The organism is Thermaerobacter nagasakiensis, from assembly GCF_055396825.1.
The window spans coordinates 1,921,807-1,946,921 of record NZ_AP043740.1 but is presented as its reverse complement, the minus strand read 5'-3'; the positions used below and the strand labels follow the sequence as shown (position 1 = coordinate 1,946,921).

The 25,115-nt window shown below is 73.8% G+C and carries 25 protein-coding genes; 1 reads left to right on the top strand and 24 read right to left on the bottom strand.

Annotated elements, in window-relative coordinates:
• Nucleotides 1-148: 148 nt before the first annotated feature.
• The 18 genes from ACZ5T9_RS08300 to ACZ5T9_RS08215 form a co-directional block, all read right to left on the bottom strand.
• On the bottom strand, nucleotides 149-430 hold the full coding sequence (locus ACZ5T9_RS08300; RefSeq protein ID WP_464834416.1) for a ferredoxin family protein: 282 nt from the start codon (nucleotides 428-430) through the stop codon (nucleotides 149-151).
• A gap of 89 nt (nucleotides 431-519) precedes the next feature.
• A complete protein-coding gene (locus tag ACZ5T9_RS08295) occupies nucleotides 520-1,818 on the bottom strand; it encodes an FAD-dependent oxidoreductase (protein WP_464832589.1) in 1,299 nt (432 codons plus the stop codon).
• 13 nt (nucleotides 1,819-1,831) lie between these two features.
• The gene (locus tag ACZ5T9_RS08290) at nucleotides 1,832-3,136 is read right to left on the bottom strand and encodes an electron transfer flavoprotein subunit alpha/FixB family protein (RefSeq protein WP_464832587.1); all 1,305 of its coding nucleotides are present in this window, start codon (nucleotides 3,134-3,136) and stop codon (nucleotides 1,832-1,834) included.
• A 28-nt stretch (nucleotides 3,137-3,164) separates the two neighbouring features.
• Nucleotides 3,165-4,067, bottom strand: a complete 903-nt coding sequence (locus ACZ5T9_RS08285; RefSeq protein WP_040827649.1) for an electron transfer flavoprotein subunit beta/FixA family protein — start codon at nucleotides 4,065-4,067, stop codon at nucleotides 3,165-3,167.
• A gap of 577 nt (nucleotides 4,068-4,644) precedes the next feature.
• Nucleotides 4,645-5,874 (bottom strand): nicotinate phosphoribosyltransferase, encoded by a 1,230-nt coding sequence (locus ACZ5T9_RS08280; RefSeq protein ID WP_006904827.1) that lies wholly within the window; start codon nucleotides 5,872-5,874, stop codon nucleotides 4,645-4,647.
• On the bottom strand, nucleotides 5,864-6,847 hold the full coding sequence (locus ACZ5T9_RS08275; RefSeq protein ID WP_464832586.1) for a pseudouridine synthase: 984 nt from the start codon (nucleotides 6,845-6,847) through the stop codon (nucleotides 5,864-5,866). Before ACZ5T9_RS08275 ends, ACZ5T9_RS08280 begins: the two co-directional genes overlap by 11 nt.
• A gap of 3 nt (nucleotides 6,848-6,850) precedes the next feature.
• Nucleotides 6,851-7,312, bottom strand: a complete 462-nt coding sequence (locus tag ACZ5T9_RS08270; protein ID WP_464832585.1) for a RidA family protein — start codon at nucleotides 7,310-7,312, stop codon at nucleotides 6,851-6,853.
• A 126-nt stretch (nucleotides 7,313-7,438) separates the two neighbouring features.
• Nucleotides 7,439-7,975 carry a spore maturation protein gene (locus tag ACZ5T9_RS08265; protein WP_006904824.1) on the bottom strand — a complete coding sequence of 179 codons (537 nt, stop codon included), beginning with the start codon at nucleotides 7,973-7,975 and terminating at the stop codon, nucleotides 7,439-7,441.
• Nucleotides 7,976-8,000: 25 nt separating this feature from the next.
• A complete protein-coding gene (locus ACZ5T9_RS08260; protein WP_464832584.1) occupies nucleotides 8,001-8,825 on the bottom strand; it encodes a nucleoside recognition domain-containing protein in 825 nt (274 codons plus the stop codon).
• Between the two features lie 171 nt (nucleotides 8,826-8,996).
• Nucleotides 8,997-10,580, bottom strand: a complete 1,584-nt coding sequence (locus tag ACZ5T9_RS08255; protein ID WP_464832583.1) for a DEAD/DEAH box helicase — start codon at nucleotides 10,578-10,580, stop codon at nucleotides 8,997-8,999.
• A gap of 31 nt (nucleotides 10,581-10,611) precedes the next feature.
• Nucleotides 10,612-11,628, bottom strand: coding sequence for a non-homologous end-joining DNA ligase (gene ligD / locus ACZ5T9_RS08250; protein ID WP_464832582.1), 1,017 nt, complete (start codon nucleotides 11,626-11,628; stop codon nucleotides 10,612-10,614).
• A 27-nt stretch (nucleotides 11,629-11,655) separates the two neighbouring features.
• Nucleotides 11,656-12,957: an ATP-dependent DNA ligase gene (locus ACZ5T9_RS08245; protein ID WP_464832581.1), complete on the bottom strand. Its 1,302-nt coding sequence runs from the start codon at nucleotides 12,955-12,957 to the stop codon at nucleotides 11,656-11,658.
• 23 nt (nucleotides 12,958-12,980) lie between these two features.
• Complete coding sequence (gene ku, locus ACZ5T9_RS08240; RefSeq protein WP_464832580.1) at nucleotides 12,981-14,153, bottom strand: non-homologous end joining protein Ku; 1,173 nt, start codon at nucleotides 14,151-14,153, stop codon at nucleotides 12,981-12,983.
• A gap of 80 nt (nucleotides 14,154-14,233) precedes the next feature.
• A complete protein-coding gene (gene ytfJ, locus ACZ5T9_RS08235) occupies nucleotides 14,234-14,851 on the bottom strand; it encodes a GerW family sporulation protein (RefSeq protein WP_464832579.1) in 618 nt (205 codons plus the stop codon).
• Between the two features lie 15 nt (nucleotides 14,852-14,866).
• Entirely contained in the window at nucleotides 14,867-15,775 is a 909-nt protein-coding gene (locus ACZ5T9_RS08230) for a hypothetical protein (RefSeq protein ID WP_464832577.1), read from the bottom strand.
• A 298-nt stretch (nucleotides 15,776-16,073) separates the two neighbouring features.
• Nucleotides 16,074-16,706, bottom strand: coding sequence for an SMC-Scp complex subunit ScpB (gene scpB / locus ACZ5T9_RS08225; protein ID WP_464832576.1), 633 nt, complete (start codon nucleotides 16,704-16,706; stop codon nucleotides 16,074-16,076).
• Nucleotides 16,703-17,515 (bottom strand): segregation and condensation protein A, encoded by an 813-nt coding sequence (locus ACZ5T9_RS08220; protein WP_464832575.1) that lies wholly within the window; start codon nucleotides 17,513-17,515, stop codon nucleotides 16,703-16,705. The genes scpB and ACZ5T9_RS08220 overlap by 4 nt, the downstream gene beginning before the upstream one ends.
• A 207-nt stretch (nucleotides 17,516-17,722) precedes the next feature.
• Complete coding sequence (locus tag ACZ5T9_RS08215) at nucleotides 17,723-18,343, bottom strand: site-2 protease family protein (protein ID WP_006904814.1); 621 nt, start codon at nucleotides 18,341-18,343, stop codon at nucleotides 17,723-17,725.
• Between the two features lie 577 nt (nucleotides 18,344-18,920).
• On the opposite strand from ACZ5T9_RS08215, the gene ACZ5T9_RS08210 reads away from it, so the two are divergent.
• On the top strand, nucleotides 18,921-19,151 hold the full coding sequence (locus ACZ5T9_RS08210; protein ID WP_464832574.1) for a hypothetical protein: 231 nt from the start codon (nucleotides 18,921-18,923) through the stop codon (nucleotides 19,149-19,151).
• Nucleotides 19,152-19,381: 230 nt separating this feature from the next.
• Here ACZ5T9_RS08210 and ACZ5T9_RS08205 read toward each other — a convergent pair whose 3' ends face one another.
• The 6 genes from ACZ5T9_RS08205 to ACZ5T9_RS08180 all read right to left on the bottom strand — a co-directional run bounded on the left by ACZ5T9_RS08205 (nucleotide 19,382) and on the right by ACZ5T9_RS08180 (nucleotide 25,006).
• Nucleotides 19,382-20,968, bottom strand: a complete 1,587-nt coding sequence (locus tag ACZ5T9_RS08205; protein ID WP_464832572.1) for a spore germination protein — start codon at nucleotides 20,966-20,968, stop codon at nucleotides 19,382-19,384.
• A 208-nt stretch (nucleotides 20,969-21,176) separates the two neighbouring features.
• Nucleotides 21,177-21,530: a SpoVA/SpoVAEb family sporulation membrane protein gene (locus ACZ5T9_RS08200; protein WP_006904811.1), complete on the bottom strand. Its 354-nt coding sequence runs from the start codon at nucleotides 21,528-21,530 to the stop codon at nucleotides 21,177-21,179.
• On the bottom strand, nucleotides 21,527-22,897 hold the full coding sequence (locus tag ACZ5T9_RS08195; protein WP_464832571.1) for a stage V sporulation protein AD: 1,371 nt from the start codon (nucleotides 22,895-22,897) through the stop codon (nucleotides 21,527-21,529). Before ACZ5T9_RS08195 ends, ACZ5T9_RS08200 begins: the two co-directional genes overlap by 4 nt.
• A 171-nt stretch (nucleotides 22,898-23,068) precedes the next feature.
• Nucleotides 23,069-23,545 carry a SpoVA/SpoVAEb family sporulation membrane protein gene (locus ACZ5T9_RS08190; protein ID WP_006904809.1) on the bottom strand — a complete coding sequence of 159 codons (477 nt, stop codon included), beginning with the start codon at nucleotides 23,543-23,545 and terminating at the stop codon, nucleotides 23,069-23,071.
• Nucleotides 23,546-23,577: 32 nt separating this feature from the next.
• Nucleotides 23,578-23,799: a dodecin family protein gene (locus ACZ5T9_RS08185; RefSeq protein WP_006904808.1), complete on the bottom strand. Its 222-nt coding sequence runs from the start codon at nucleotides 23,797-23,799 to the stop codon at nucleotides 23,578-23,580.
• A gap of 451 nt (nucleotides 23,800-24,250) precedes the next feature.
• The gene (locus ACZ5T9_RS08180) at nucleotides 24,251-25,006 is read right to left on the bottom strand and encodes a sigma-70 family RNA polymerase sigma factor (RefSeq protein WP_464832570.1); all 756 of its coding nucleotides are present in this window, start codon (nucleotides 25,004-25,006) and stop codon (nucleotides 24,251-24,253) included.
• Nucleotides 25,007-25,115: the final 109 nt, after the last annotated feature.

The window sequence follows — 25,115 nt, the reverse complement described above, 5'->3', positions numbered from 1 at the left end:
GCCGGGCGGCCCGTTCTTCCCCACCCGCCGGCCCCCCCCCTGGCGCCCCCGCCGCGATCCACCGGGCGGCAAGCCCGGCGGCCGGCCTGGGAGAACCCGCCGGCGCGGCCGGTCCGCGCGGCCTGTCCCCAGCGGACCGGCCCGGCCCTCAGCCCTGGCGATACTGGACCCCGTAGCCGCCCCGGGGGTTGAGCCACTTGATGTTGCGGAAGGGGCAGCCGATGCGGCAGGTGCCGCACTCCACGCACCCCTCGTAACCGACCAGGATCTTCTGCGCCTCGTCGTCCCACTCGTAGACGTCGGCCGGGCAGAACTTGGTGCAGTACTGCTCCGGGCACTTGTTCAGGCACACGTCCGGGTCGATGATGAACAGGTGCGACTGCTTGTCGGCGTTGAAGCGGTCCAGGTACAGCTTATCCTGAATCGTCATCGGCCGCACGCCGGCCGGCGCCTGCCCGCCGGCGGCCTCGGGGGCTTCCGTGTCCATGGGGGCCGCCGCAGCGGCCGCAGCCCGCGCGCTCATCCGATCGCCCTCCACATGGAATAGAGGTCATAGGCGATGCGCCACAGCGGGCGCTGGCGGCGCACCATGCGCAGGATCTTGGCCTGCTTATCCCACTTGGGCGTGCTGTCGACGGTGAAGAACTCCCGCATCACCTGGCTCAGCAGCTCGGGATATTGCCGCAGGAACTGCGGGTTCTCGTCGAAGAACTCGTTGGCGTAGTTGTACTTCCGCAGGTCCTTGAGGACGTAGGTCTCTTCCAGCCGCTGCTGGTACCGGCAGAGGACCCGGGTGGAACTGTCGCCCTCCGCCAGGGCCTCCAGGGCCACCTCGCCGGCGATGCGGCCGGAGGTCATGGCCAGGTTGGAGCCCTCGCGGTGGATGGCGTTGGTCAGCCCGGCCGCGTCCCCGACCACCATCAGGCCGTCCTTGAACAGGCGGGGGATGGCCTTGTAGCCGCCCTCGGGGATCAGCTTGGCCGAGTACTCGATCACCTTGCCGCCTTCGATCAGCTTGCGGACCTTGGGGTGCTGCTTGAGCCGCTCCAGCAGCTGGTTGGGGTTCATCTGACTGTAGACCAGGTGCTTGACCAGCACGCCGAGGCCGAAGGACACCGATTCCTTGTTTGTATAGAGAAAGCCCATCCCCAGCATGCCGGCCGTGGCGTCGCCCAGCATCTCCACCGTGGCGCCCTGCCCGGGTTCCAGGCCGAAGCGGTCCTCGATCTTCTCCCGGGGCAGTTCGATGACTTCCTTGACCGCCAGCGCGGCCTCGTTCATCGCCCAGTCGTCGTGAAGACCGGCCTTCTGGGTCAGCAGGTTGTTGACGCCTTCCGCCAGGATCACCACGTCGGCGTACACTTCGCCCTCCGGGCGGCCGGCCACCACGCCCACCACCCGGCCGCGGTCATCGTGGATCAGGTCGACCACGGTGGTCCGGGTGATGAGGGTGGCACCCGCTTCCTCCACCTTCTTCGCAAACCAGGGGTCGAGCTTGGCCCTCAGCACGGTGAAGTTGTTGGGCGGATCGTCCGCCCAGCGGGGCGTGCGGTAGCCGAAGGTCACCGCCGAGTCCGGCGTGAGCAGCCAGTAGTTCTGCTCGACGATGGTGCGCTCGACGGGCGCCTCCCGCCAGGCTCCGGGCAGGAGCTCGTCCAGCTGGTGCCGGTAGAGCACGCCGCCCATGACGTTCTTGGATCCGGGGTACTCCCCCCGCTCCAGGATCAGCACCCGGGCGCCGCCCCGGGCCAGCACCAGGCCCGCCGACAGGCCGGCGGGACCGGCGCCCACGATCACGACGTCAAAGCGCTCTGCCACAGCCATCCCTCCGTCAGGCGCCGGCCCGGGCTGCCGCCGCCGCGCCCTGGCTTTCCCCGTCTTCCTGGCCGCCGGTCGAGCCACCGGCCTCGGGTTCCTCCGCCAGCAGGGCATCCAGGCGGCGGGCCAGCTCCGCCTGAAGGGCAGGGACGACGGCGAAGAGGTCTCCCACCACGCCCAGGTCGGCCACCTTGAAGATCGGCGCGTCCGGGTCCTTGTTCACGGCGACGATGAGCTCGGAGTTCTCCATGCCGACGGTATGCTGGATGGCGCCCGAGATGCCGAAGGCGAAGTAGACCTTGGGCCGGACGGTCAGGCCCGTCTGGCCCACCTGGTGCTCGCGGCCGATCCAGCCGGCGTCCACGATGGCCCGGGAGGCGCCCACCACGCCGCCCACCACCTGGGCGAAGTCGAAGAGCAGCTTGAGGTTCTTGGGGTCCTGCAGGCCGCGGCCGCCGGCGACCACCACATCCGCCCGCTCCAGCTGGGCCTGCGGGTCGGGCTCGTCGATGACGCCCAGGACGCGGGTGCGCAGGGTACTCTCGTCCAGGTCGACCGGTACCCTGACGATCTCCCCCTGGCGGCCGGGCTGGCGCGGTGCCGGCTCCATCATCTTGGGCCGCACGGTGGCCATCTGGGGCCGGTGCTTCTTGCAGAGGATCACCGCCAGCTGCTTCTCCAGGAAGGCCGGCCGGATGGCATCCAAAAGGCGCGTCTCGGGGTCTACGTCCAGCTGGGTGCAGTCCGCCGTCAGCCCCGTCTGGAGGGTGGTGGCGATGGTGCCGGCCAGGTCGCGGCCGGTGGTGGTGGCGCCCAGCAGGAAGATCTCGGGTTTCACCTCCCGGATCACCGGCGTGAGCACCCGGGCGTAGGCCTCGTTGCGGTAGACCCCCAGGGCGGGGTGGTCCATGACGAGAACCCGGTCGCAGCCGCGTTCCACCGCCTCCTGGGCCACCGCCTCCACCTGGTGGCCGGCCACGAAGCCGATGAGTTCCACGCCCAGCTTATCCGCCAGCTTGCGCCCGATGCCGGCCAGTTCCCAGGCGACCGGCGCGGCCTGGCCGCCGTGCTGCTCGATGAAGATGCCCACCCCGCGGTAGGACTCCAAGTCGGGTGTCTCGCCGGCACCCCGGGCCGCGGCGGCCTTCTTCCGGGCGGATGCGGCAGGGCTGCCGTCCCGCCCCGCCGCCGCCTCGGCGGCGGCGCCACCGGCGCCCTCCAGGACGGCCCCGCCCGGCCGGGCCCCGGCCTGCCCGCCGCCCGCGGCGACCCCCTGGCCGCCGGTCCCTTCCTGCTTCAGCAAGGCTTCCTCGCTCACGGTCGTCCTCCCCTCCCTGGCGCGGCCGTCACTGTCCCCGGGACGAACCGGCACCGGCACCCGTCCCGGCCGCCATGGCCTCCGCCATCCTGGCGGTGCGCCGCGCGTCGACCACCGCCTTGCGGAAGGTGGGGTGCGCCAGCAGCCGGTCGGCCAGCTCCCGGGCGGCCCGCTCCGGGTCGCTACCGTCGATCAGCACCGTCTCGCGCTTCCGTTCGGGCGGCGTGAAGGACCGGGCCACGATGGTGGGGGAGCCCAGCAGGCCGACCTCGGTCCGCTCCAGCCCCAGGGTCTCCCGGTTCCACACGATGGGCTTGTGCCGGGCGGCGCGGAGCATGCCCGGAAGCGAGGCGTAGCGCAGCTCGTTGAGCTCCTTCTCGACCGTCAGCAGGGCGGGCAGGGCGGAACGGACCACCTGCCGGCCGCCCTCCACCTTGCGCTCCACCACGATGTACCGGCCCTCGGGGTTCACCTCGCGGATCCGGATGACGTAGGTGAGCACGGGGATGTCCAGGCGGGCAGCGATGCCCGGCCCCACCTGGCCCGTGTCGCCGTCGATGGTCTGCCGCCCGCAGAAGATCAGGTCGACCGGGCCGAACTCCTGCTCGATGCGCCGGATCGCCTCGGCCAGCACCCGGCTGGTGGCGAAGGTGTCCGCGCCGGCCATGGCGCGGTCGCTGACCAGCACCGTACGGTCCGCCCCGACGGCGACGGCCTCCTTGAGGGACTGCTCGAAGAAGGGCGGTCCCATGCTGACCACCGTGACCTGGCCGCCCCACTGGTCCTTGATCTGCAACGCCGCCTCCAGGGCGTGGACGTCATACGGGTTGATGATCGAGGTCACGCCCTGGCGCACCAGCGTGCCGGTCTTCGGGTTGATGCGCATCTCCGAACTGTCGGGCACCTGCTTGAGGCAGACCACCATGTGCATGCTTCCACCATCCTTCCCGCGCCGGCTGGCCTCGGGGCGGCACGGCGCGCGGGGCTTCGCTTCCGGCCGGCCGGCCGCTGCAGGAGCGGCCCGGGGACGGCCGCTACTTTGTGACATCGTTCACATACGGGCTCATGATGAACCCGCGAACTCCCGCCAACCGCGGTACCACGGATCGTTCCGGCGAACCGTCCCCACCGGGAGGAAGGTTCCGCATGGACGCGGCCAATGCCTGCTTCTCGCCGGCCCGCACCCGGGCCATTTTGTACCCCGGCTGCCAGGCCTGGCGCAGCCATCGACCTGCGGGACAACAGCCGCCCTGCGCGAGATCCGGCTTCGCGAGGGGTTGCGCCTTCTGCTTCTTCAGACTGGGCTTCCCCGTCGCCGGGCATCGCCGCCGGGGCTGGGGACCGGTCTCCGGTCCGGACCGGTTCCACCCGGTGGTCAGCTGCTGGATCCTGCAAACGGGCGCTGCGTACGGGATCCAACTTCACTATCCAACTTCACTATCCAACTTCACTGTATGCCTCTTGGGCCAGGGTTTCAATGCGGCCGCGGGACCGGAATCGGCCGCGGGTCAGAGGCGCCGGCGCAGCCGCGGATCGGGTGCGGCGCCGGGGATGCGGCCCCGCTTGGCCACGGGCCGGCCCGCCACCTCTTTGATGTCCATGGTCATGTCCACCGGAGGGGCCGCGGACACGTAACTTCCCACGCCGAAGGCATCGGCCCCGGCCTCCCGCAGGGGCGGGATGCGGTCGGGGGTGATGCCTCCGGATACGATGACCTGGACGTGGCCGAACCCCGCCTGGGCCAGGCGGGCCTTCACCTCGCGCACCAGACCCGGCGTCACACCGCCGCGTTCCGAGGGCGTGTCCAGCCGGACCGCCGCCAGGCGCCGGCCCAGGGCCGCGGCCACCCGCACCGCTTCCACCGCCTCGTCCTGGAAGGTGTCCACCAGCACCACTCGCCGCTCCTCGGGCGGGAAGACCCGGTCGGCGGCCTGGGCCACCACCAGGGTGTCGCCTGCGATCAGCATGACGGCGTGGGGCAGGGTCCCGGCCGGGTCCCTGCCGGCCAGGCGGGCCCCCAGGATGCAGCTGGCGCCGTCCATGCCGCCCACCAGGGCCGCTCGTTCCATCACCGGAGCGACGGCGGGATGCACGTGGCGCGCACCGAAGCAGATCACAGGGGCATCGCCGGCCACGTCCTTGATGCGGCGGGCGGCGGTGGCCCAGCCGGTGGCCGACGCCAGCATGCCGAGCAGCGCCGTCTCATAGAGGCCGAAGGCGCCGTATGGCCCCTGGATCCGCATCACCACCTGGCCGGCCTCCACGGGGCGCCCCTCGTCCACGGCCCAGACCGCCACCGGCAACCCTTGCAACAGCTGCAGGGCCTCCTCCACCCCGCAGAGGATGCCGGGCCGGTTCGCGAAGATGTCCGCCGTGACGGGGGTGTCGAGCGCGCCCAGGTGCCGCAGGACCTCGTAGGTCTTGACGAAGTACACGTCGGTGGTGGCGCCGCTGCGGATCTCCTCGTGGGTCGCCGAGTGGAGCCGGTCCGGTGCGGGCCGTACCGCCTGAAGGGCCCGGAAGGAATCCACCAGGAAGGCACCCGGGGCCGCCCCCGGGGTCGCCGGGTCGCCACCGGCCGCGGGCCGCCCGGCCGCCGGCCCAGGTGCGGCCCCGGGCCGCCCTCCGTCGCCGGCGGCCGGCCACGGGGCCCCGGCGCCCAGTCCCCCGCCGTGGTGGCCGTCCTGGCCGGGAAGGGCCCCCTCCGGCCTCCCGGGCAGCCGCTCGCTATCCCTCATGGTTCGCCTTCCTCCTCCTGTTGCGCCCTGACGGGGGCCGGGACACCCTGCCCCGCGGACCCTGTCCCTGCAGGGCAGGTCCTTCGGAGATGCGTCGGGCAGCGGCCCCGGGCCGGGCGGGCCCAGGGGGTCGCCCCGCCAGGCCGGCGGGCACCCTTCGCCCCCACGCCGGCCCGCGGGCCGGCCGCCCTTCCCCTGCTTGCCGGTGGCGGGGAGCCGGTTCGTCCGGCCGGGGCGGCAGCCCCGCCGCCACGCGCAGGGACTCCACCTCCTGCCGCGACAGGGGACGCCACGCCCCCGCCGCCAGGCGGCCCAGCCGCAGGGGGCCCACGGCCACCCGCACCAGCCGCACCACCTGCCAGCCCACCGCCTGGCACATGCGCCGCACCTGCCGCTTGCGCCCCTCCCGCAGGACCACCTCGACCCAGCCGCCGCCGGGGCGGGGGCGCAGCACGCGGGCGATACGGGCGCGGGCGGGGCCGTCGTCCAGCAGCACCCCGTCGCGCAGCCGGCGCAGGCGGGCAGGGTCCAGGTCGCCGCGCACCAGTACGTGGTAGACCTTGTCCACCTCATGGCGCGGGTGGGTCAAGGCGAAGGTGAGCTCGCCGTCGTCGGTGAGCAGCAGCAGGCCCTCGCTGTCGAAGTCCAGCCGGCCCACGGGGTGCAAGCCCTGAAGCCCGTGACGCCGGCAGAAGTCGCCCACGTTGGGCCGGCCCTGGGGATCCCGCAGGGTGGTCACCATACCCCGCGGCTTGTGAAAGAGGACGTAGCGCTTGCGGGCCAGGCGCTCTGCCAGGCCGGCCAGTGGGCGGCCGTCCAGGGCGATGACGTCCCGGGCCGGGTCGGCGCGGGTACCCAGGACGGCCGGCCGGCCGTTGACGGTGAGGCGACCGGCGGCAATCCACGCCTCCACCTGCCGCCGCGAGGCGACGCCCGCCCGGGACAGGAGCTTCTGCAACCGCTCGGCGGGCACGGATCAGCCCTCCACGCGGAAGATGGCTTCGACTTCCACGGCGGCATCCAGGGGGAGTTCCGCCACGCCCACGGCGGAGCGGGCATGGCGCCCCTGCTCGCCGAAGACCTGGCCCAACAGCTCGGAGGCGCCGTTCACCACCTGGGGCTGGCCCGCGAACCCGGGCGCGCTGTTGACGAAGCCGACCACCTTCACCACCTGGCGGACCCGGTCCAGGGAACCCGTGACCGACCGGACCACCGCCAGGATGTTGAGCGCACACAGGCGGGCCGCCTGATAGCCGTCTTCCGGGCTGACCTCGCGCCCCACCTTGCCGCGATACACCACCTGCCCCTCCTTCAGGGGCAGTTGTCCGGAGACGTAGAGCCAGCCGTCCTGCAGAACCCCCGGGACGTAGGCGGCCACCGGCGGGGCCACCGGGGGGAGCTGGAGGCCCAGTTCTTCCAGCCGCCGTTCGAAGGACACGAAGGACCCTCCTTCCGCTCTCCCCTTTATATTGGCCCGGTTTGCCAGGGTCGTCCACGGTGGCGAGGCGCCGGGCCGGGTCCCGGGTGGAGGAGCCCGGCCCCGGCCGGCGGCCCGGTCCGGGCACTAGGCGAACAGGGCGCGGACCAGCAGGACGGAGGCGAGGATCCCCGCGGCGTCGGCGATCAGGCCGACGGGCAGGGCGTGGCGGGAGGCGCGGATGCCCACGGAGCCGAAGTACACCGTGAGGATGTAGAAGGTGGTGTCGGTGCTGCCCTGCATCACCGTCGCCATGCGGCCGACGAGGGAATCGGGGCCGTGCTGGCGCACCAGGTCGGCCATCACCCCGAAGGCCCCGCCGCCGGAAAGGGGCCGGATCAGCGCCAGGGGCAGCACCTCGCCGGGCATTCCCAGGGGGCGCAGCACGGGCTCGGCCAACCCCACCAGGAGGTCCATGGCGCCCGATTCGCGGAAGGCGGTGATGGCCGCCAGGATCGCCACTAGGTAGGGGATGATCTGCACGCCGATCCAGAACCCGTCCTTGGCGCCTTCCACGAAGGCCTCGTAGACCCGCACCCCGCGCAGGTAGCCATAGGCGGGGATGCCCACCAGCATGGCGGGAATCGACCAAATGGAGATGAACTGCAGGGCGTCCCAGAACATGCCCTTCCCTCCGGCGTCCCCGGGCTCAGCCGGCCCGCCGGCCGGGCGGATTGGCGCCGGGCCGCGCAGGCCGGCTCCCCCGCCGCCGGGGCGGCTCGGATACCCGCCCCCGTTCCCGGGCGCCCGGTGCCGCGGTGCCCGGTGACCGGTGGCCTGCCGGGGCGGCGCCGGTACCCGCGGGGCCGGCCGCGGCCTCCGGGCCGTGACCTGGTGCAGCGGGCGGCTCCTGGGGCGGCCCGGCCGGTTCCTCCGGGCCGGGCGGCGGGGGCGGCACGGGCGCCAGGGGGCGCAGCAGGCGGTCGGCCAGCAGCGCCACACAGGTGGCCACCGTGCTGGCCACCAGGGTCGGCCCGACGATCTCCGCGGGGTGGGCCGAGCCGGCGGCGGCCCGCACGGCGATGACCGTGGCCGGGATCAGGGTGATGCCTGAGGTGGTCATGGCCAGGAAGGTGACCATGGCGTCGGAGGCGGCGTGCTTGTGGGGGTTGATCCGCTGCAGCTCCTGCATCGCCTTCAGGCCCAGGGGGGTGGCGGCCGGGCCCACGCCCAGGATGTTGGCGCTGATGCTCATCACCACGGCGCCCAGGGCCGGGTCGCCGGCGGGGATGCCGGGGAAGAGCCGGCGCAGCAGGGGCTCCAGCCACCGCGCCAGGGCGGCCACCAGCCCGGCCTCTTCGGCGATCTTCATGACGCCGAGCCAGAGGGAGGTGATGCCAAGGAAGCCGATCACCGTCTCCACGGCCACCTGGGAGGAGGACATCACGGCTTCGGTCACCTGGTCGACCCGGCCGGTGGCCGCCGCCACGGCCAGCCCCACCACCAGCAGGCCGAGCCAGATCAGGTCGATCACGCCGCTCCCCCCTCGCCCGTGACGCCCTTGCCGGGGCCGGCCGCTTGCGCCCGGGAACGTGCCCCTTGCTGACCGGGGAACGCGCCGCCGGTGCCCGGGGGCGCGCCGGGACCATACCAGCACCGTCACGCCAATCCATATGCGGGCCGGGGGGACCTCATCCCAGCGGGGTCAGCCCGAACCCATCCAGGCCAGGGTGCGGTGCCGCACCCGCTCCATGAAGGCGGCCAGCTCGTTGCCGAAGCGCTCGAAGCGCTCGGCCATCTCAACGTCGTCGCGGGAGGTGAGGGTGATCTCGGCGATGCGGGCCTCGATGGACTTCTCGCGGTCCAGGCTGCGCAGGATCAGGTCGATCTCGCCGATGACCTGGCGGAAGAGGTTGATCTTCTCGTCCAGCAGGCGCAGGATGTACTCCTCGATGGTGCGGCGGGCATAGAGGTTGAAGACCCGCACCGTCTCCGCCTCCTGGCCCAGGCGGTGGACCCGGCCGATGCGCTGCTCGACCCGCATGGGGTTCCAGGGCAGGTCGTAGTTCACCACGTTCCGGCAGAACTGCAGGTTCAGGCCCTGACCGCCGCACTCGGTGCTGATCAGGACGCGGGCTCCCTTGCGGAAGCGGGCCTTGGCCGCATCCCGCTCGCAGGCGCCCATGGCGCCGTGGTAGACCACCGTCTCGACGCCCGCCCGGCGCAGGCGGCGGGCCAGGTAGTCCTGGGTCGCCCGGAACTCGGTGAACACCACCACCGGCTCGTCCAGCTTCTCGACCAGGCGCTCCAGCATCAGCGCCTTGTGGTTTTCCTCCACCTGGCGGGCCAGCTCCCGGACCCGCGCCCAGGCCAGCGACTGCCACCCCTCGCTGCCGGCCAGCCGGTCCAGGGTGGCCCGCAGGGCGTGGGAGCTGGAGCAGACCTCCCGCTGGAGCATCAGGAGGGGCAGCACGGTCCCGTTGTAAAGCCGCCGCTCCGCATACTCCTCCCGCACGGCCCGCAGCACCGCCTGGTAGAGCTCCCGTTCCTCGGGGAAGGGCTCCAGGCCCACCAGCTCCACTTCCCGGGCCGGGAAGGGCAGGTCCAGCTCGGCCCGGCGGTTCCGGATCATCACCTGCCCCAGCACCTGCTTGAGCTGCTGGGGATCCTTGGGCGTCCGCTTGTCCAGAAGAAAGTTCCGCCAGAACTCGCTGTAGGAACCGAACAGGTCCGGCCGGACTAGGCTGACCAGGCTGTAGAGCTCCGTGAGGTCGTTCTGCAGGGGTGTGGCCGACAGCAGGAGCAGGTACTTCGCCTCCAGCCCCCTGACGAAGGCGTGGACCTGGGTGTTCCGGTTCTTCAGCTTGTGGGCCTCGTCGACGATGACCAGGTCCCAGGACCGGGCCTGCAGCACCCGGCGCTGCTCGTCGCGCTTGGCCAGGTCGATGGAGATCACCAGGCGCTCCGCCTGGCGCAGGGCGGCCCCCCTCGGGTTGGCGGCCAGTTTGAGGTCGAACTTGTCCCGGAACTCGGCGGCCCACTGGCTGACCAGCGGGGTCGGGACCAGCACCAGCACGGTCCGGACGCCGTGGCGGGCCATCAGCTCCCGGGTCACCAGACCGGCCTCGACGGTCTTGCCCAGGCCGACCTCGTCGGCCAGGATGGCGCGCCCCTGGAGGTCTTCCACCACACGCCGGGCCGCTTCCACCTGGTAACCCAGGTAGTGGACACCCTTCCGCTCCCACAACCGGCGCAGCTCGGGCCAGCATCGCAGGGCCAAGGCCGTCACCTCCTTCCGGGGGCTTCACCGGGCCGGGGGTTTACCTGGGCCTGGTGCCGACGGGACCCACGGGATCCGGTACGGGGCCGGGATCCCGTACGGGGCGGCCTCCCGCTTCGCCCATGCCCAGCCGCCGGCAGGCGGCGGCCAGCGACCGCCGGCGGGCCGCCGCGGCCGCCCACAGGTCGCCCACCCGGGCCAGGCGGGCGGGGGTCGTACGGACGTTCCACGCCGCCGGATCGACCCCCCGCTCCAGCTCCGCCCAGGTCACCGGCACGGACACCGGGGCCCCGGGCCGTGGCCGGGGCCCGTAGACCGTCACCAGGGTCTTGCCCAGGCCGTTCTGCAAAAAGTCCAGATACACCGCCGCCGGCGGCCGGCGCGCCACGGCGCGGACGGTGGTGACCCGGTCGGGCCGCATCCGCTCCACCAGGACCGCCACCCGCCGGGCGAACTCCGTCACCACGGGATAAGGATGCTCCGGAAGGATGGGGACGAACACGTGCAGCCCGGTGGCACCCGAGGTTTTGGGAAAGCCCTCCAGGTCGAGCGCCTCCAGCACCCGGCGCACCCAGAAGGCCACCTCCACCGCCAGGTCGAAGGAGGCTTGCGGCCCGGGATCCAGGTCGAACACCACCCAGTCGGGGCGGTCGGGATGGCGGATGGTGGACAGCCAGGGGTGGATCTCGATGGCCGCCTGCTGGCCGAGCCAGGCCAGGGTCGCCGGTTCGTCCGCCAGGAGGAACCGGATGACCCGGCCTTCCCGCGTCCGGTAGGGCCAGGTGCGCACCCAGGACGGTGTACCGGGCGGGGCGTCCTTCTGATAGAACCCCGCCCCCGCCGCGCCGTCCGGGTAGCGGGTGCAGACCAGCGGGCGGTCCCGCAGGTGGGGCAGCAGGTGCGGTGCCACCTGCACCAGGTAGGCAATCAGGTCCGCCTTGGTCAGCCCGTCCTCGGGCCAGAGCAGCCGGTCCAGATGGGACAGTTCCAACTCCCGGCCCGCCACCCGGACCCGGAGCCGCTCCTCAGCCCGCGGGCGCTCGCCGGGCAACCCCATCCCTCCTCCGCTCAACCCGGTCGAGGCTCAACCCGGCCGGGGCCCCTCGTCCCCGCCGGGGGCGCCGGCCGCACCGGCCGCGGCGCATGGCCCGGCCGTTTGGCGGTCCGCGCCCTGGCCCGGCGAGTCCGCAGCCCGTGGCCTGTTCCCGTGCCCGGGCCGGTCCCCATCCCGTGGCCGGGAACCCGGCGCGGGGGAACCGCCGCCATCTCCATCTCCGCGGCCGCCGGCTCCGGGGCCGCCGGCTTCGCCCTGACCGCCCCCGCCGGCAGGGCCGGGGCCTGCGGCGGCCGCCGGCACGTGCTCGGGCCCGGCGGCCATCCGGGCGGGGTGGTGGCCGGGGAGGCGGCACCGGGAGGCGGGCACGTCGTCCCGCCAGCGCCGGAAGACGGGGTGCCGCAGGTGGCCCTGGGGGGTCCACTCCAGGTAGCCCACCTGGCAGACCAGGGCCGGTTCGGCCCAGACCACCGGCTGGCCCCGGGCCCGCTCGGGGATGCGGGCGAAGGGGCAGGTCGCCCGGGGTCGCAGGCGGGCCAGAAGCCATCGGCCCTCCCCGCTGCCCAGACCCGTGCTGACATGGCCCACGTAATGCAGCGCGTCGCCGGGGCCGAACAGGCCCAGCAGCAGCGTGCCGACCCCGGCGGCGCGGCCGCCGGGGACCACGCCCCCCACCACCGCCTCCAGCTCCCGCTCGGCCTTGATCTTCTGCCAGTAGGCGGTGCGCCATCCCGGCAAATACGGGCTGTCCAGCCGCTTGGCCACCACCCCCTCCAGGCCCTGGGCCCGCACCCGGGCGAAGAATGCCTCGCCCGCCTCGTCCACGCCCTGGGAGAGCACCAGGCCCGGGGCGGCACCGCCGGGAACGAGCCGGGCCAGCCGCAGGAGCCGCTCGGCCAGGGGCTCCCGCAGCCGGACCTGGCCGCCGTCCCCCAAGAGGTCGAAGGCCACCAGCAGGGCGGGCAGGGGACCCGGCGGCCGCCGGCTGCCGGCCGGGCGGCCCAGGCGCCGTTGCAGCGCGGCGAAGGACGGCAGGCCGCCGGCCAGGGCCACGATCTCGCCGTCCAGCACGGCAGGGGCGGCCAGCAGCCGGTGCAGCCCGGCCAGCTCGGGGAAGAAGGGCGTCAGGTCGTAGCCGTGACGGGACTGCAGGAAGGTGGTGCCGGACCGCGGATCGGCAAACACCAGACACCGGTAGCCATCCCACTTGATCTCGAACCGGAAGGCGGGCGAGGAGAAGGGTCCGGGTGCCCGGCGGGCCAGCATGGGCGCGATGCGGCCGGGCTGCCACAGCTCGTCCCAGCTGCGGGGAATGGGCGGTCCCGCCGCCACCCGCACTCCCTCCTCCGCGGCGATCAGCGGCCGGACCCGGCATCTTTCGCCCCGGGATCCCCCGGCCCGTAGCCGGGCCACGGTACCGGGCCGCGGGAGCGGCCGGCGGCGGCCACGGCACCGGGGCCGCCGGGGCTGCCGTCGCCGCCCGGCACGGCCGGTTCCCCAGCGGGAGCGCCCCGGAGCGGGTCAGGCCGGTCCTCCCGGCCGTTTCCGCCACCCCGGGCTTCCACCTGCGCCAGGCTGGCCCGCAGGGCTTCCATCAGATCGAGGACGGGCGCCGGTTCGGGCGGTGCCACCACCTCTTCCCGGCCGGCCAGCTTGCGCTCGACCACGGCCAGGAGGGCCTCGCGGTAGCGGTCGCGGTATCGCCCCGGGTCGAAGGGGGCCGTCAAGCGGTCGATCAGGTGGAGGGCCAGCTCCAGCTCCCGGTCCGCCACCGGCTCTCCCGCCGGCCGGGTGCCGTCACCCGGGGTTCCGGCACCGGCGGCTCCGTCCGGGGAACCGGGCAGGGCCAGGGCGGCGCCGTCCCCGTACGCCCGAGGCAGGCTGTTGCCCGCACGGCCGTGAACCGGCCCGCCGCCGGTCACCGGGCGGCCCGTCCCCGCCCACTGGCCATCGCCCCCCGCGGCCAGCGGCTCCGGAGCGCCCAGGGCCGCGAAGGCCGGCAGCGCCTCCAGAGGCCGGATCTCGTCGGGGTAGGCCATGGCCACCAGGGCCAGAGCCTGGTGGCGGTAGGTGCGCAGGCAGGCCAGGGTTTCCTTGTTGCGCAGGGCGACCCGCGCCACCGCCACGCAGCGGCGCAGGTCCATGGCCCGCCGGAGAAGGCGGTAGGCCTTCTCGCCGCCCTCCGCAGGCTCCAGGTAGTACGTCCGCTGGAAGTAGATGGGGTCGATGTCCTCGCCGTGGACGAAATCCAGGATCTCCACGGCCCGCGCCGTCGGCAAGGGCAGGCCCGCCAGGTCCTCGTCGGTGATCAGGACGAACCGGTCGGGGGCGTACTCGTAGCCCCTGGCCAGCTCCTCCGGCTGCACCTCCACGTCGCAACGCGGGCACCAGCGGCGGTAGCGGATGGGGGTCCCGCAGAGGCGGTGCAGCTGCCGGAAGTGGACGGCCCGTTCCTCCACCGCCAGGTACATGCGCACGGGGATGTTGACCAGGCCGAAGCTGATCACACCCCGCCAGAGGCTGCGCATCGGCCGTCCCTCCCTTCCTGGTGGGCGCTGGCGGCGCCGGGCGCTGGCGGCGCCGGGCGCTGGCGCCGCCGGGCGGCGGGCTAGTCCAGCACCCCGCTCTCGTCGCCGATGGCATCGGCGGACCACGGGGACCGGCTGGCGGCTCCGGTTCCGCCCGTGGCGGTGCCAGGCCCGCCCGTGCCGGCGGCTCCCGCCGTTCCCACCACCCCCGGCTGCCCCACGGCGCCGCCATTCCCCCAGGTGCCACCGCCACCGGCAGCGGTCCGGGGCGCCCCGGCGCCACCCGCCTGTCCGACCGTCCCGCCGGCCATGCCGTCCCGGGCCGCCCAGAATCGGCGCACCCGCTCCAGCACCTCGGGTGCCGCGTCGATGATGCGGTCCAGGAAGGCCCCCTCGGCCACGGGCAGCAGGCGCACCCGGCCCTGCCCCACCACCAGGAAGCCCACGGGCTGGACGCTCACGCCCGCCCCGCTGCCGCCCGCGAAGGGCCAGGCGGCGCCGCCGGCCTCGGTGCGCCGGGGTTCGCGGCCGTACTCGCCGCCGCCCGCCACGAACCCGACCGAGACCCGGGACACGGGCACGATCACCGTGCCGTCCTTGGCCTCCACGGCATCGCCCACCACCGTGTTGACGTCGACCATCTGCTTGAGGCTTTCCATTGCCGTCTGCATCAAGCCCTGGATGGGATGCTGGCTCACTCCGCCGTTCCTCCCTCATCGCCCCAGGGGCCCCTGCAGGATGGCGCGAGCGCCCCGGGCTGCGGATGATCCGGTCTGGGCCGGTCCCGCCGCGCCCCCAGGGCGCGGCGGGACCGGTGGCGCCCCAGGTCCCGGGCCCTCAGCGCACCGGGCCGCACCAGTGCCGCCCGGTCCGGCCGCTCCGGCGCCCGGCGCCCCATTGCGGGCCCGGCGCCGGACCCCCAGAAGGGCGCGGGCGGCGCTCATAGCCTCCCATGGGGCGACCAGGGCTATGCAGTCCAGATCCACAGCCCACTCGGGCCTGCCGAAGGCGGGTTCCACCCGGATGTCGGGAGCGGAGGGCGCGCGCCGGGGGGCCGCCCCTGCCGCCGCGGCAGAGGCGGCCGCTGCCAGGGCCCACAGGGTTCCGGCCAGCCAGGCCGTTTGGGCCGCATCGGCCAGGCCGGCCCGGGCCTTGACCATCAGGCGCCGCAGCTGCCACCGGCCCGCCGTGACGAGCCGCACGAACTGGCGGGCCGGCGTCGCCTCCGGCAAAGGCCAGGGCCACGCGGGCCGGGGCATGAGGCGGCGCCGGTACAGCACCACCCGGCGGCGGGGCAGCACCGGCGGCAGGCGCAGGGACCGGCGGAGCTGAAGGGGGCCGGGTGGCCTCCAGGCCAGGTGATAGCGGAAGGCAAGCCATGACCAGCCCACCTGGAGGGTCAGGGTGAGGCGGCCACCATGCCAGCGCCCCCGCAGGCGGACGGGCAGGACCGGGCGGCGCAACAGCATGACCAGAAGGCTGGCCGCCAGCGCCAGCCCGGCCAGGGTCACCAGCAGTCGCCCGTGGAGCCCGTCCGGAACGGCGGGCGCGCGGGCAGTCCCGGGCAGCCAGCCGGTCCCGGCCGCCGCCGCGCCGCCGGCTGCGTGCGCCAGCAGAAGCACGGGGGCAGCCGGGTTCCTCCGCCGCGGGGTGGGCCGGGGAGCGGGGGCGAAAGGGCTGGCAGGGGGCGGCAGGGACCGCCCCGGATACGGTGTGCCGGATCCAGGCGCCGGTGGGCACGGCGGGCAGCTGCCCAGCGGGGGCACGGGACGCACCTCCGCCCCTAGGGTGCCCGGATCCCGGATGGGCTACCAGGGTCCGGCAACGGGCGGTGTCCGGCCGGAACCCGCGGGCCGGCCACAGGCCGGGGCCGCGGACGCTGCACCTGGCAACCCGCCCGCCGTGGCGACCACGGGCCGCCTAGGAAGCCGCCCGGGGAGCCGGTGGCGTATCCGGCTGGGGCTCGGCATCCGGTGGGGAGCCGGAAGGCGTGGCCACGTGCCCGCCGCCGGCGGGCTGCTCCGGCTCCGGGCTGGCGCCCGCTGCGAAGGTGCCGGGCGGCGGCAGCTCGCTCAGGTCGCGCAAGCCAAACTGCTGGAGGAACAGCGGCGTGGTGCCGTAGAGGATGGGCCGGCCGGGGGCCTCCTTGCGCCCCACCTCACGCACCAGCCCCCGTTCCAGCAGGGCGCGCAGGCCGGCATCGGACTGGACACCGCGAATGGCCTCGATTTCCGCCCGGGTGACGGGCTGGCGGTAGGCGATGATGGCCAGGGTCTCCAGGGCGGCCCGGGAAAGGGCCTGGCGCCGCGGCTGCAGCAGCTCCTCCACGGCGCGGCTGTACTCGGGCCGGGTCACCAGCTGCCAGCCGCCCGCCACCTCCACCAGCTCGATGCCCCGCCCGGGCGCGCGGCAGGCCTGGGCCAGTTCTTCCAGGGCCTCCCGTACCACGGCTTCGCTGACGCCCAGGATGCGGGCCATGCGGCTGGCAGGGAGCGGTTCCCCCGCCACGAAGAGCAGGGCCTCCACCGCTCCCCGGACCGGACCGGTGCTCATGCCGGCGTCCCCCCCGGCGCGCCGCCATGGGCCGGGTTGGTGCCCGGCGCCGCAGGCTCCCGTTCCGGATCAAGGGGCTGGCCGGCGGCCGGCCCGGGGTACAGGACGATCTCGCCGAAGGCCCGGTCCTGGCGGACCCGGACCCGGCCGAGGCGAATGAGCTCCAGCAGGGCCAGGAAGGTGACCACCACCTCGATGCGGCGGGCGCGGCCGGAAAAGCAGGCCCGGAAGGTCACGGGACCCGCGGTGGCTGCGACCAGTTCCATGATCGCCTCCATCTGCTGGGCCACCGTGACCTCCTCCCGCTCCACCACCACCTCGGGCGATTCGCGGATGGACGCCAGGATGCGGGCGAAGGCCTGGACCAGGTCGTCCAGGGTCACCCCTTCCAGACCCTGCAGGTCCCCCGCCAGGGGAGCCACGGCCTCCGCCAGGCGCGGGTAGCGGCCCCCGTAGCTTTCGGCCAGCTGGCTCAGGTACTGGGCCGCTTCCTTGTACCGGCGGTACTCCAGCAAGCGCCGGACCAGTTCTTCCCGGGGGTCTTCCTCGACGGCCTCCTCGCCGTCCCCGTCCCGCGGCTCCGGCGGCAGCAGCATGCGCGCCTTGATGTCGATGAGCTGGGCGGCTAGCACCACGAACTCGCTGGTGACCTCCAGGTCCAGCTGGCGCATGGCGTCCAGGTGGGCCAGGTACTGCTCTGTGATCCGGGCGATGGGGATGTCGTGGATGTCGATCTCCTGTTTTTCGATGAGCTGAAGCAACAGGTCCAGCGGCCCCTCGAACTGGTCAAGCCGCACCGTATAAGCCATGGATGGATCCTCCCGGGACGAACAGGCCGCCAGGCGGCACCGCCTGGAAGAGGCGCCCGGCCGCGGGATCGTCCAGCGGCCGGGCAAGGGAATCGACCACCCGCCCGCGGTTCCGCTCACCCGCGGGACGTCCTGCCCGCGGACCGCGCCCGGCCCGGTCCCTGCCGGTCCGGGGCCGGACCTGGGGGGCGGCCGGCTCCGGGCATCTCAACGGGCCCCTGTGATGGTGCCGGCGGCCTGGGATAGCCCCGCCAGCACTACGGTGGCGGCCGGATGGAGCACGGCGCCCAGCACGCCGGTGGCCACCAGCAGGATCACCAGCAGCCACCCGTAGGACTCCAGGGCGTCCAGCCAGTGCCCGCCGCGGCCGAGCACGGCCCGCAGGACCCGGGACCCGTCCAGCGGCGGGATGGGGATGAGGTTGAACACCGCCAGGTAGACGTTGATCACGGCGATGTGGGTCACGGCTTCCCCCACCAGTCCCGCAGGCTGCCAGAGATACCAGGCCACCAGGGTGAGGTAGGCCAGGACCAGGTTGGTCAGCGGGCCCGCGGCCGCCACCAGGGCCATGCCGGCCAGCGGGTTGCGGAAGTGCCACGGGTTGACGGGGACGGGTCGCGCCCACCCGAAGCCGAAGACCACCAGCAACAGGGTGCCCACCGGGTCCAGGTGGGCCAGAGGATCCAGGGTCAGGCGGCCCATGGCCCGCGGCGTGGGATCGCCCAGCTGGTGGGCCACCCGGGCATGGGCGTATTCGTGCAGGACCAGCGCCAGCAAAAGCCCCGGCGCCGCCACCAGCATTCCGATCGGGTCGAAGAGCCCCGGCACGGGCAACGCTCCTTGCAGCGGGCCGGCGCCGGCGGTTCGCGGCGGCGCCCGCTGCCCGGCGGGGCAAGGCCCCGGGACGCCCGCTACCGCCCTCCCCGGCTGGTCGGGTGTCCGCCGGAATCTGCCAGATCCGGCATGCCAGCCCGGCAATCTGGCTCGAGTCTAGCCAAGGGGCGCCCGCCGGGTCAAGGACGGGGGGGTGGAACCGGCGCCGCCGCGGCAGCCCGCCCGCAGCAAGGCCGTCAGCGCCGGCCGGTCCCGTGGCATGGCGGGCCGGGCGGGAGCGGGTGGGAGGCGCGGCCCCCCGATGGGCAGCACACGGCGACGCGTTTGGCCGCCCTGTCCCCGGGCCCCGCTTCCCCTGCCCCCTGCCGGCCGGCCCGTTCCGTCCGGTCCGAGCTCACGCCGGTGCGTGGCGGGCACGGCGTGTTCCGCCTCCTGGGGCTCACCATGGACATGCCGGGACCCCTCCCCTGGCGGCACGGCAGGGGGAGGCCGGGGACCGACGCGTCCCACCGGGCCGGAAGGGAACGCCTTTGGGCGGCGGTCCCATCCAGGCGGCAGGGGAGGTGGACCGGTGCTCCAGGCCCAGACCGGAACCGGCGGCGACTGCTGGTGCCGGATTGCATCGGTGGTCCTGGAAGCGTTGCTGGTCGCGGTGTTGCGACACGGTGTCCGGATCGGCCGGCCCACCCGCAGGCGGCGCCCCCTCACGGCGCGCCGCCTGCGGCGCGGGACCCGAACCGGCGGCCGCCCCGGGCGGGACAACCTGCGGCGGCTGCTCCGGCACCGGCGAGGAACGGCCTGAGGGGCGGGGCCGCCGCCCCAGGTTGCCGGGCTGGCGTGGAGGCGGCGCAGGGGCTGGTTTTAGGGCGCAGGGGCTTGGTTCTATGTGGACCGGCGGGTCCTGTTATTGAACTGGCACAAGAGGCCGGCGCCCAACGGGGGCGGCCGGCCAGGAGGGGGCCGCGGCGGCGCAGGGTTTTGGGGCGGCCGGACCGGGCGGCGGCATCTTGACCGCACCGGCGGCCCACCCGTTCAGGCCGGCTGCGGCCCGCCGGCTTCTTCCGCCTCCCCGGCGGGCCGGGGGAAGGTTCGGTCCCGGGCCACCCGGACCGTCATGGGCTGTCTCAGCAGCATGCGCGCCAGGACCCGGCCGTCGAAGGGGACCAGCGGCCACAGGTAGGGCACCCCGAAGGAACGCGTGCCGAGCAGCAGCACCAGGGACAGCAGCAGGCCGATCAGGAAGCCCGGGATGCCCAGGGCGCCGGCCAGGACCAGCAGGCCGACCCGCAGCAGCCGGAAGGCCTGGGCCAGCTCCACGCTGGGCGTCGCGAAGGTCCCCAGGGCCGCCAGGGCGATGTACAGGATGGCCTCGTTGGTGAACATGCCCACCTCCACCGCCAGCTGGCCGATGAGGACGGCGCCGATGATGCCCAGGGACGTGGACAGGGCCTCCGGGGTATGGATCAGCGCCAGCCGGATCAGCTCGATGCCCACCTCGCCCAGGATGAATTGCCACTCCAGCCCGATACCGGCCGGTTTGCGGGGGCCCAGGATGGAGACCAGCTGGTCGGGCAGGCCCTGCAACTGGCCCTTGTCCAGCACCAGGGCCACCCAGAGGGGCGGCCCCAGCCACGAGAGGAGCACCCCCGCGTACCGGATCAGCCGGGCCCATGTGCCGGCGGTGGCGTTCTCGTGGAACTCCTCGGCATGCTGCAGGTGGTGGAACAGGGTGGTCGGCAGGATGATGGCCGAGGGGCTCGTGTCCACCAGGATGAGAACGTGGCCCTCGATCAGGTGGACCGCGGCCACGTCAGGCCGCTCGGTGAACCGCACCAGGGGGAAGGGGTTCCACCACCGGCGCGGTCCCGCCAGGTGCTCCACCACCGCCGACTCGGCCATGGGGATGGCGTCCGTCTCGATGGCCTTAAGGCGCTCCCGAACCAGCTTCACCAGCTCCGGATTGGCCACGTCCTTCAGGTAGACCATGGCCACGTCGGTCTTGGAGCGCCGCCCGATGCGCAGGACCTCCGCCCGGAACTGGGGGTCCCGCAGGCGCCGGCGGATCAGGGCCGTGTTGTGGACCAGGGTCTCGGTGAACCCGTCATGGGGCCCGCGCAGCACTTTCTCCAGGGCCGGCTCGGCGATCCCCCGCCCGGGGTAGGTCCGGACGTCGATGATGAAGGCGTGGTCCAGGCCGTCCACCAGCAGGGCCACGGGCCCCATCAGCACCTTGTCGATCACGTCGTCCAGGGTTTCCGCCGGGTCGACCTCGATGAAGCCGATGCCTTCCACGAAGACCTGGGTGAACCAGAGGCGCTCGTCCTCCTGGGCCGGTTCGTCGGGCTCGAAGACGGCCAGGGCCTGCATGATGCGCAGCAGCACGTCGGTCTTGACCAGGCCGTCGATGCCCACCAGCACGGCGTCGCGCCCTGCGAAACGGGAGGGCTTGATCAAGACGTCAAAGGTCTCGCCCGCTCCCAGGGTCCGGCGGATGTACTCCAGGTTGGCTTCCAGCTCTCGCCGGATCCGGTGCTTCTGCTCCTGGTGGTGGACGGTCCGGGTGATGGATGCCGCCGTCTGGCCGGCACCCCGTCCGGGCGAACCCGCCCGCTGCGTCATGGCACCGCCCTCCCTTCCGCGCCGGCCGGTGGTGATGCCGCCCCCGTGCGGCGACCTGGCGCGGGTGTCCCGGCGGCCTGGGGCCTCTCGATCCCGGCGGCGCGGTGGTCTCAAAGGGCGCCCTGAAGGGCGCTCGCCGCCGGGCGCCGGACCTCGCCTTCCGGCAGGCGCCAAGCCCCTGCCACCGGGCGCACACCCCCTTGGTCGATCAACCCTTGGGATTGAACAGCAGGGCCGTGAGCAGGCCGCCCAGCACCGCCACCGTCAGGCCCAGGGCCGTCGCCGCCAGGCCGCCGGCCAGGATCCCGGCCAGACCCTGCCCCGCGCCCTTGAGGGCACCTTCCACCAGGGCGAAGCCGAAACCCGGCAGAGGGATGGTGGCGCCGGCTCCCGCCAGCTCGACCAGGGGCCGGTACAGGCCCAAACCGCCGGCGATGGCGCCCAGCACCACGAAGAGGACCATCACATGCCCCTGGGTGAAGCGGGGCGGGGTCAGGTCCAGGACCAGCTGGGCCAGGGTGCAAAGGGCCCCGCCCACCACGAAGGCCCAGAAGTAGCTCATTGGCCGTCCCTCCCGCCGCCTGTGCCCCCGCCGGTCCCGCCGCGGGGACCGTCCTGCGGGCTGGTGCCCGGCGGGACGCGGTCCACCTCCAGGGCCACGGCGTGGGCCACCGTGGGCAGGCTGTCGCCCTGCTTGTAGGTCGTGGTGCTGTGCAGGCAGCCGGTGCACACCAGGAGGATCCGGTCAAGATCGCCCTGCTCCATGCGCCGCAAAAGGTAGCCGGCGCTGACCATGCCCGAACAGGCGGTGCCGCTGCCGCCGGCGTAGACTCCCTGGGAGGCGTCGTACAGCATCAGGCCGCAGTCGGCCAGCACCCCTTCGGCGTCATACCCCTGCTCGCGCAGCAGTTCCACCAGCAGCCGGTGGCCGTAGCGCGCCAGATCGCCCGTCACGATCAGGTCGTAATCACCAGGACGCCGCCCCGTGTCCTGCAGGTGCTGGCGGATGGTGTCGGCCGCCGCCGGCGCCATGGCCGAGCCCATGTCGAAGGGGTCCGTAAGCCCCATGTCGATGACCCGGCCAAAGGTGGCGTGGGTGATCACCACGGGCAGGCCGCCGCCGGGCCGGCCGTGGCCCGCGCCCCTTGCCGCCGCGCCTCCGGCCGGCCGGTCCGCCCCCGCACCCGCCCCGACCCAGTTCCGTGGGCCGGGTTCCCCGGCACCGCCGGTGGCGCGGCCGGCGTCAGGGGGTGACGTGCCTCGTGCCTCCGAGGGATTCTCCCCGGCGGTCCATCCCTCCGGCAGGGGGCGGGCCTCCCCCACCAGCACGGCCGCTGCCGCCCCCGTGGCCGTCCATTGGGCCGTGGCCGGCCGCTGGTTGCCCAGCTCCGTGGGGAACCGGTACTGGCGTTCCGCGGTGTCGTGGTGACTGGAGGTGGTGCAGAGGACCCGGGAGGCATACCCCGCGTCGGTCAGCAGGGCCCCCAGGCCCAGGGCGGCGGCCCAGGTGGCGCAGGCGGCAAACAGGCCCAGATAGGGGATATCCAGCTCGGCTGCCGTGAAGCTGGCACACGTCAGCTGGTTCATCAGATCCCCGGCCAGGTGGAGATCGATGTCCGCCGGCTCCAGCCCGGCCTTTTCCAGGGCCAGCACCGCCGCGTCGAGGGACATCCGCCGCTCCGCCCGCTCCCAGGACCGCTGCCCCAGCAGCCGGTCGGGGTAGGTGCGGTCCCAGTAGGCGCCCAGGGGACCTTCCGCTTCCTTGGGCCCGGCCACGGCAGCAGCGGCGGCGATGCGCGGGCGGTTGTGGAACACCAGGGTCTGCTGGCCGGCCCGGCGGCCCTGGCCCTGCCGCCGGGCCGGGCCCAGGTGCGCGCTCCGCCCCTTTTCCAGCAAGCTCGCAATAGCCGTCAGCGAAGCCACCCCCATCCCCCCCCTGACCCCACCTCGATCCTCGATCCTGTCGCCTTGGTGCCTGGAGGCTGCCCGATCACCGCGGGGCTGCCGTCGCCCCCACCGGGTGCGGGGCTGCCGTCGCCCCCACCGGGTGCCGGGCGCCAGGTAACGGACGCGCAAGGTACCGGACGCCGCCTCGCCGCGTCAGGGCCCGCCCAGGGCGGCCCGGGTGCCGCCCAGCAGGGTCAGCAAGCCCGCCATCACCGTGGCGGCGGCGACGCCGTAGACGATGACCGGGCCGGCGATCTGGAACATGCGGGCCCCCAGCCCCAGCACCCAGCCCTCGCGCTTGAACTCCATGGCCGCCGAGCCGATGGAGTTCGCAAAGCCCGTGATGGGCAGGAAGGCCCCCATGCCACCCACCCGGCCCAGGTCGTCGTACACCCCCAGCCCCGTCAGGAAAAGCCCGATCAGGATGAAGGCCGCCGCGGTCCAGGAAGCGGCGTCGGTGGCCGGCAGGCCGGCGTTCTTCAGCAGGTTGAGGACCACCTGCCCGGCCGTGCAGATGCTGCCGCCGACAAGAAAGGCCATCAACGCGTTGCGGGCGATGGGCTTGGGGGGCAGGATGCGCTGGACCGCCTTCTGGTACGCCTGGGTCTGCTCCTTGCTTGCCCTTGCCATGGACGTTCCCCGCGACGACCGGCGCGGCGCCCTCAGACGCCGCGCCGGCTGTTGTCGACCTTGAAGGCCACCTTGACGTTGGCCTTCCACTCGACAATCCGGCCGTTGTCCACGTTCGCCGTCAGGTTGGCGACCTCCACGCCGGAGACGTTGTCGATGGTCTTGCAGGCTTCCGCCACCGCGTTGCTGACGGCATCGGTCCAGTCCTTGGTGGACTCGCCGACCAGCTCGATGACCTTCACCACGTCAGGCACGGCGCACCCTCCTCCACGTGGGTCGCCGGGAAGCGCCGCGGGCCGGACGAACCCGGCCGCCGGGCGCGGCCCGGCCGGTATAGGCCTTGGAGCGTTCCGCTGCTAGCCTTCCCGGCCCCCCGGAGCCCTATGCTGCGCCCGCCCGGCGCCCCAGGGTACACCGCCTCGCAGCACCCGGCGCCCAAACGACAGGGGGCCTCAAGGGAGGCCCCCTGCCTGCACATCCAGCAAGACCGAAAGATCGACAAAGGCCCCACGATCAAGGCCCGTAGCCCCAGCACGCTGCACCGGTGGCGCGGTGCACCGTCACGCCCCTGGTGGGGTCCGGCGCCCCGCCTGCGGCATGCTGGGCGCGGTCCGGCGCCCGCCCCGGCGGCGGCCCGGTCCTTCGCTTTCCCCGGAGGACCTGCGGATTGGCGCCACGCTCCCCCAGGACCTGCGGGCCCGGGCGTCAGCAAGGCCCGCCCCGCACGGCGTCACCCGTGGCGGCGGCGGCCACCCCCTCACCCGCCAGCAAGCTGCGCAACCGGGCCAGGGCCATCTTCTCCAGCCGCGACACCTGGGGCTGGGAAAGACCGACCGCCGCAGCGACCTCCGCCTGGGTCAGGTCGCGGAAGAAGCGCAGGGCGATGATGGTGCGCAGCCGCGGAGGCAACTGGGCCAGGGCGGCCCGTACGGCCATGGTGTCGCTCCAGTCCGGATCCCCCGGCGCCGGCAGCCGGTCGCCGCGGCAGGCGGCGTCGGGTTCGGCGGACAGGGGCTCGTCCAGGGACACGGGGCTCTGGGCCGCTTCCAGGGCGAAGGTGACATCGGCCACATCGCAGCCCAGCCGCTGGGCGACGGCGGCCGCCGGCGGCCGCCGTCCCAGTTCCTGCTCCATGGCGTCCGCCACCCTGCGGATCTCGGCGACCCGCGCGCGCATGGCGCGGCTCAACCCCGCCGGGTCGCTGGCCCGCAGCCAGCGGCGGATCTCCCCCAGGATCACGGGCACGGCGTAGGTGGAGAACTGGTAACCGCGGGACGGGTCAAAGCCGTCGATGGCCTGCAGCAGGCCGATGGTCCCGGCCTGGATCAGGTCGTCCAGGTCGTGGCCGAAGCTGGCGAAACGGCGGGCCACATGGCGTACCAGGGGCATGTGCAGGGCCACCAGGCGCTCCCGGGCCTCCCCGTCGCCCTGGCGCGCCCGCTCCCATAACCGATCCTCCACGGCCCCCGCCCCCTAGCGGCCGGCAGCGGGGCCTGCAGGGCCGGGTTCCTCCACCCGGCCTGCGGCCGCTTCCGCCTGGGACGGCGGCGCTCCGGTGGATGGCAGGGCT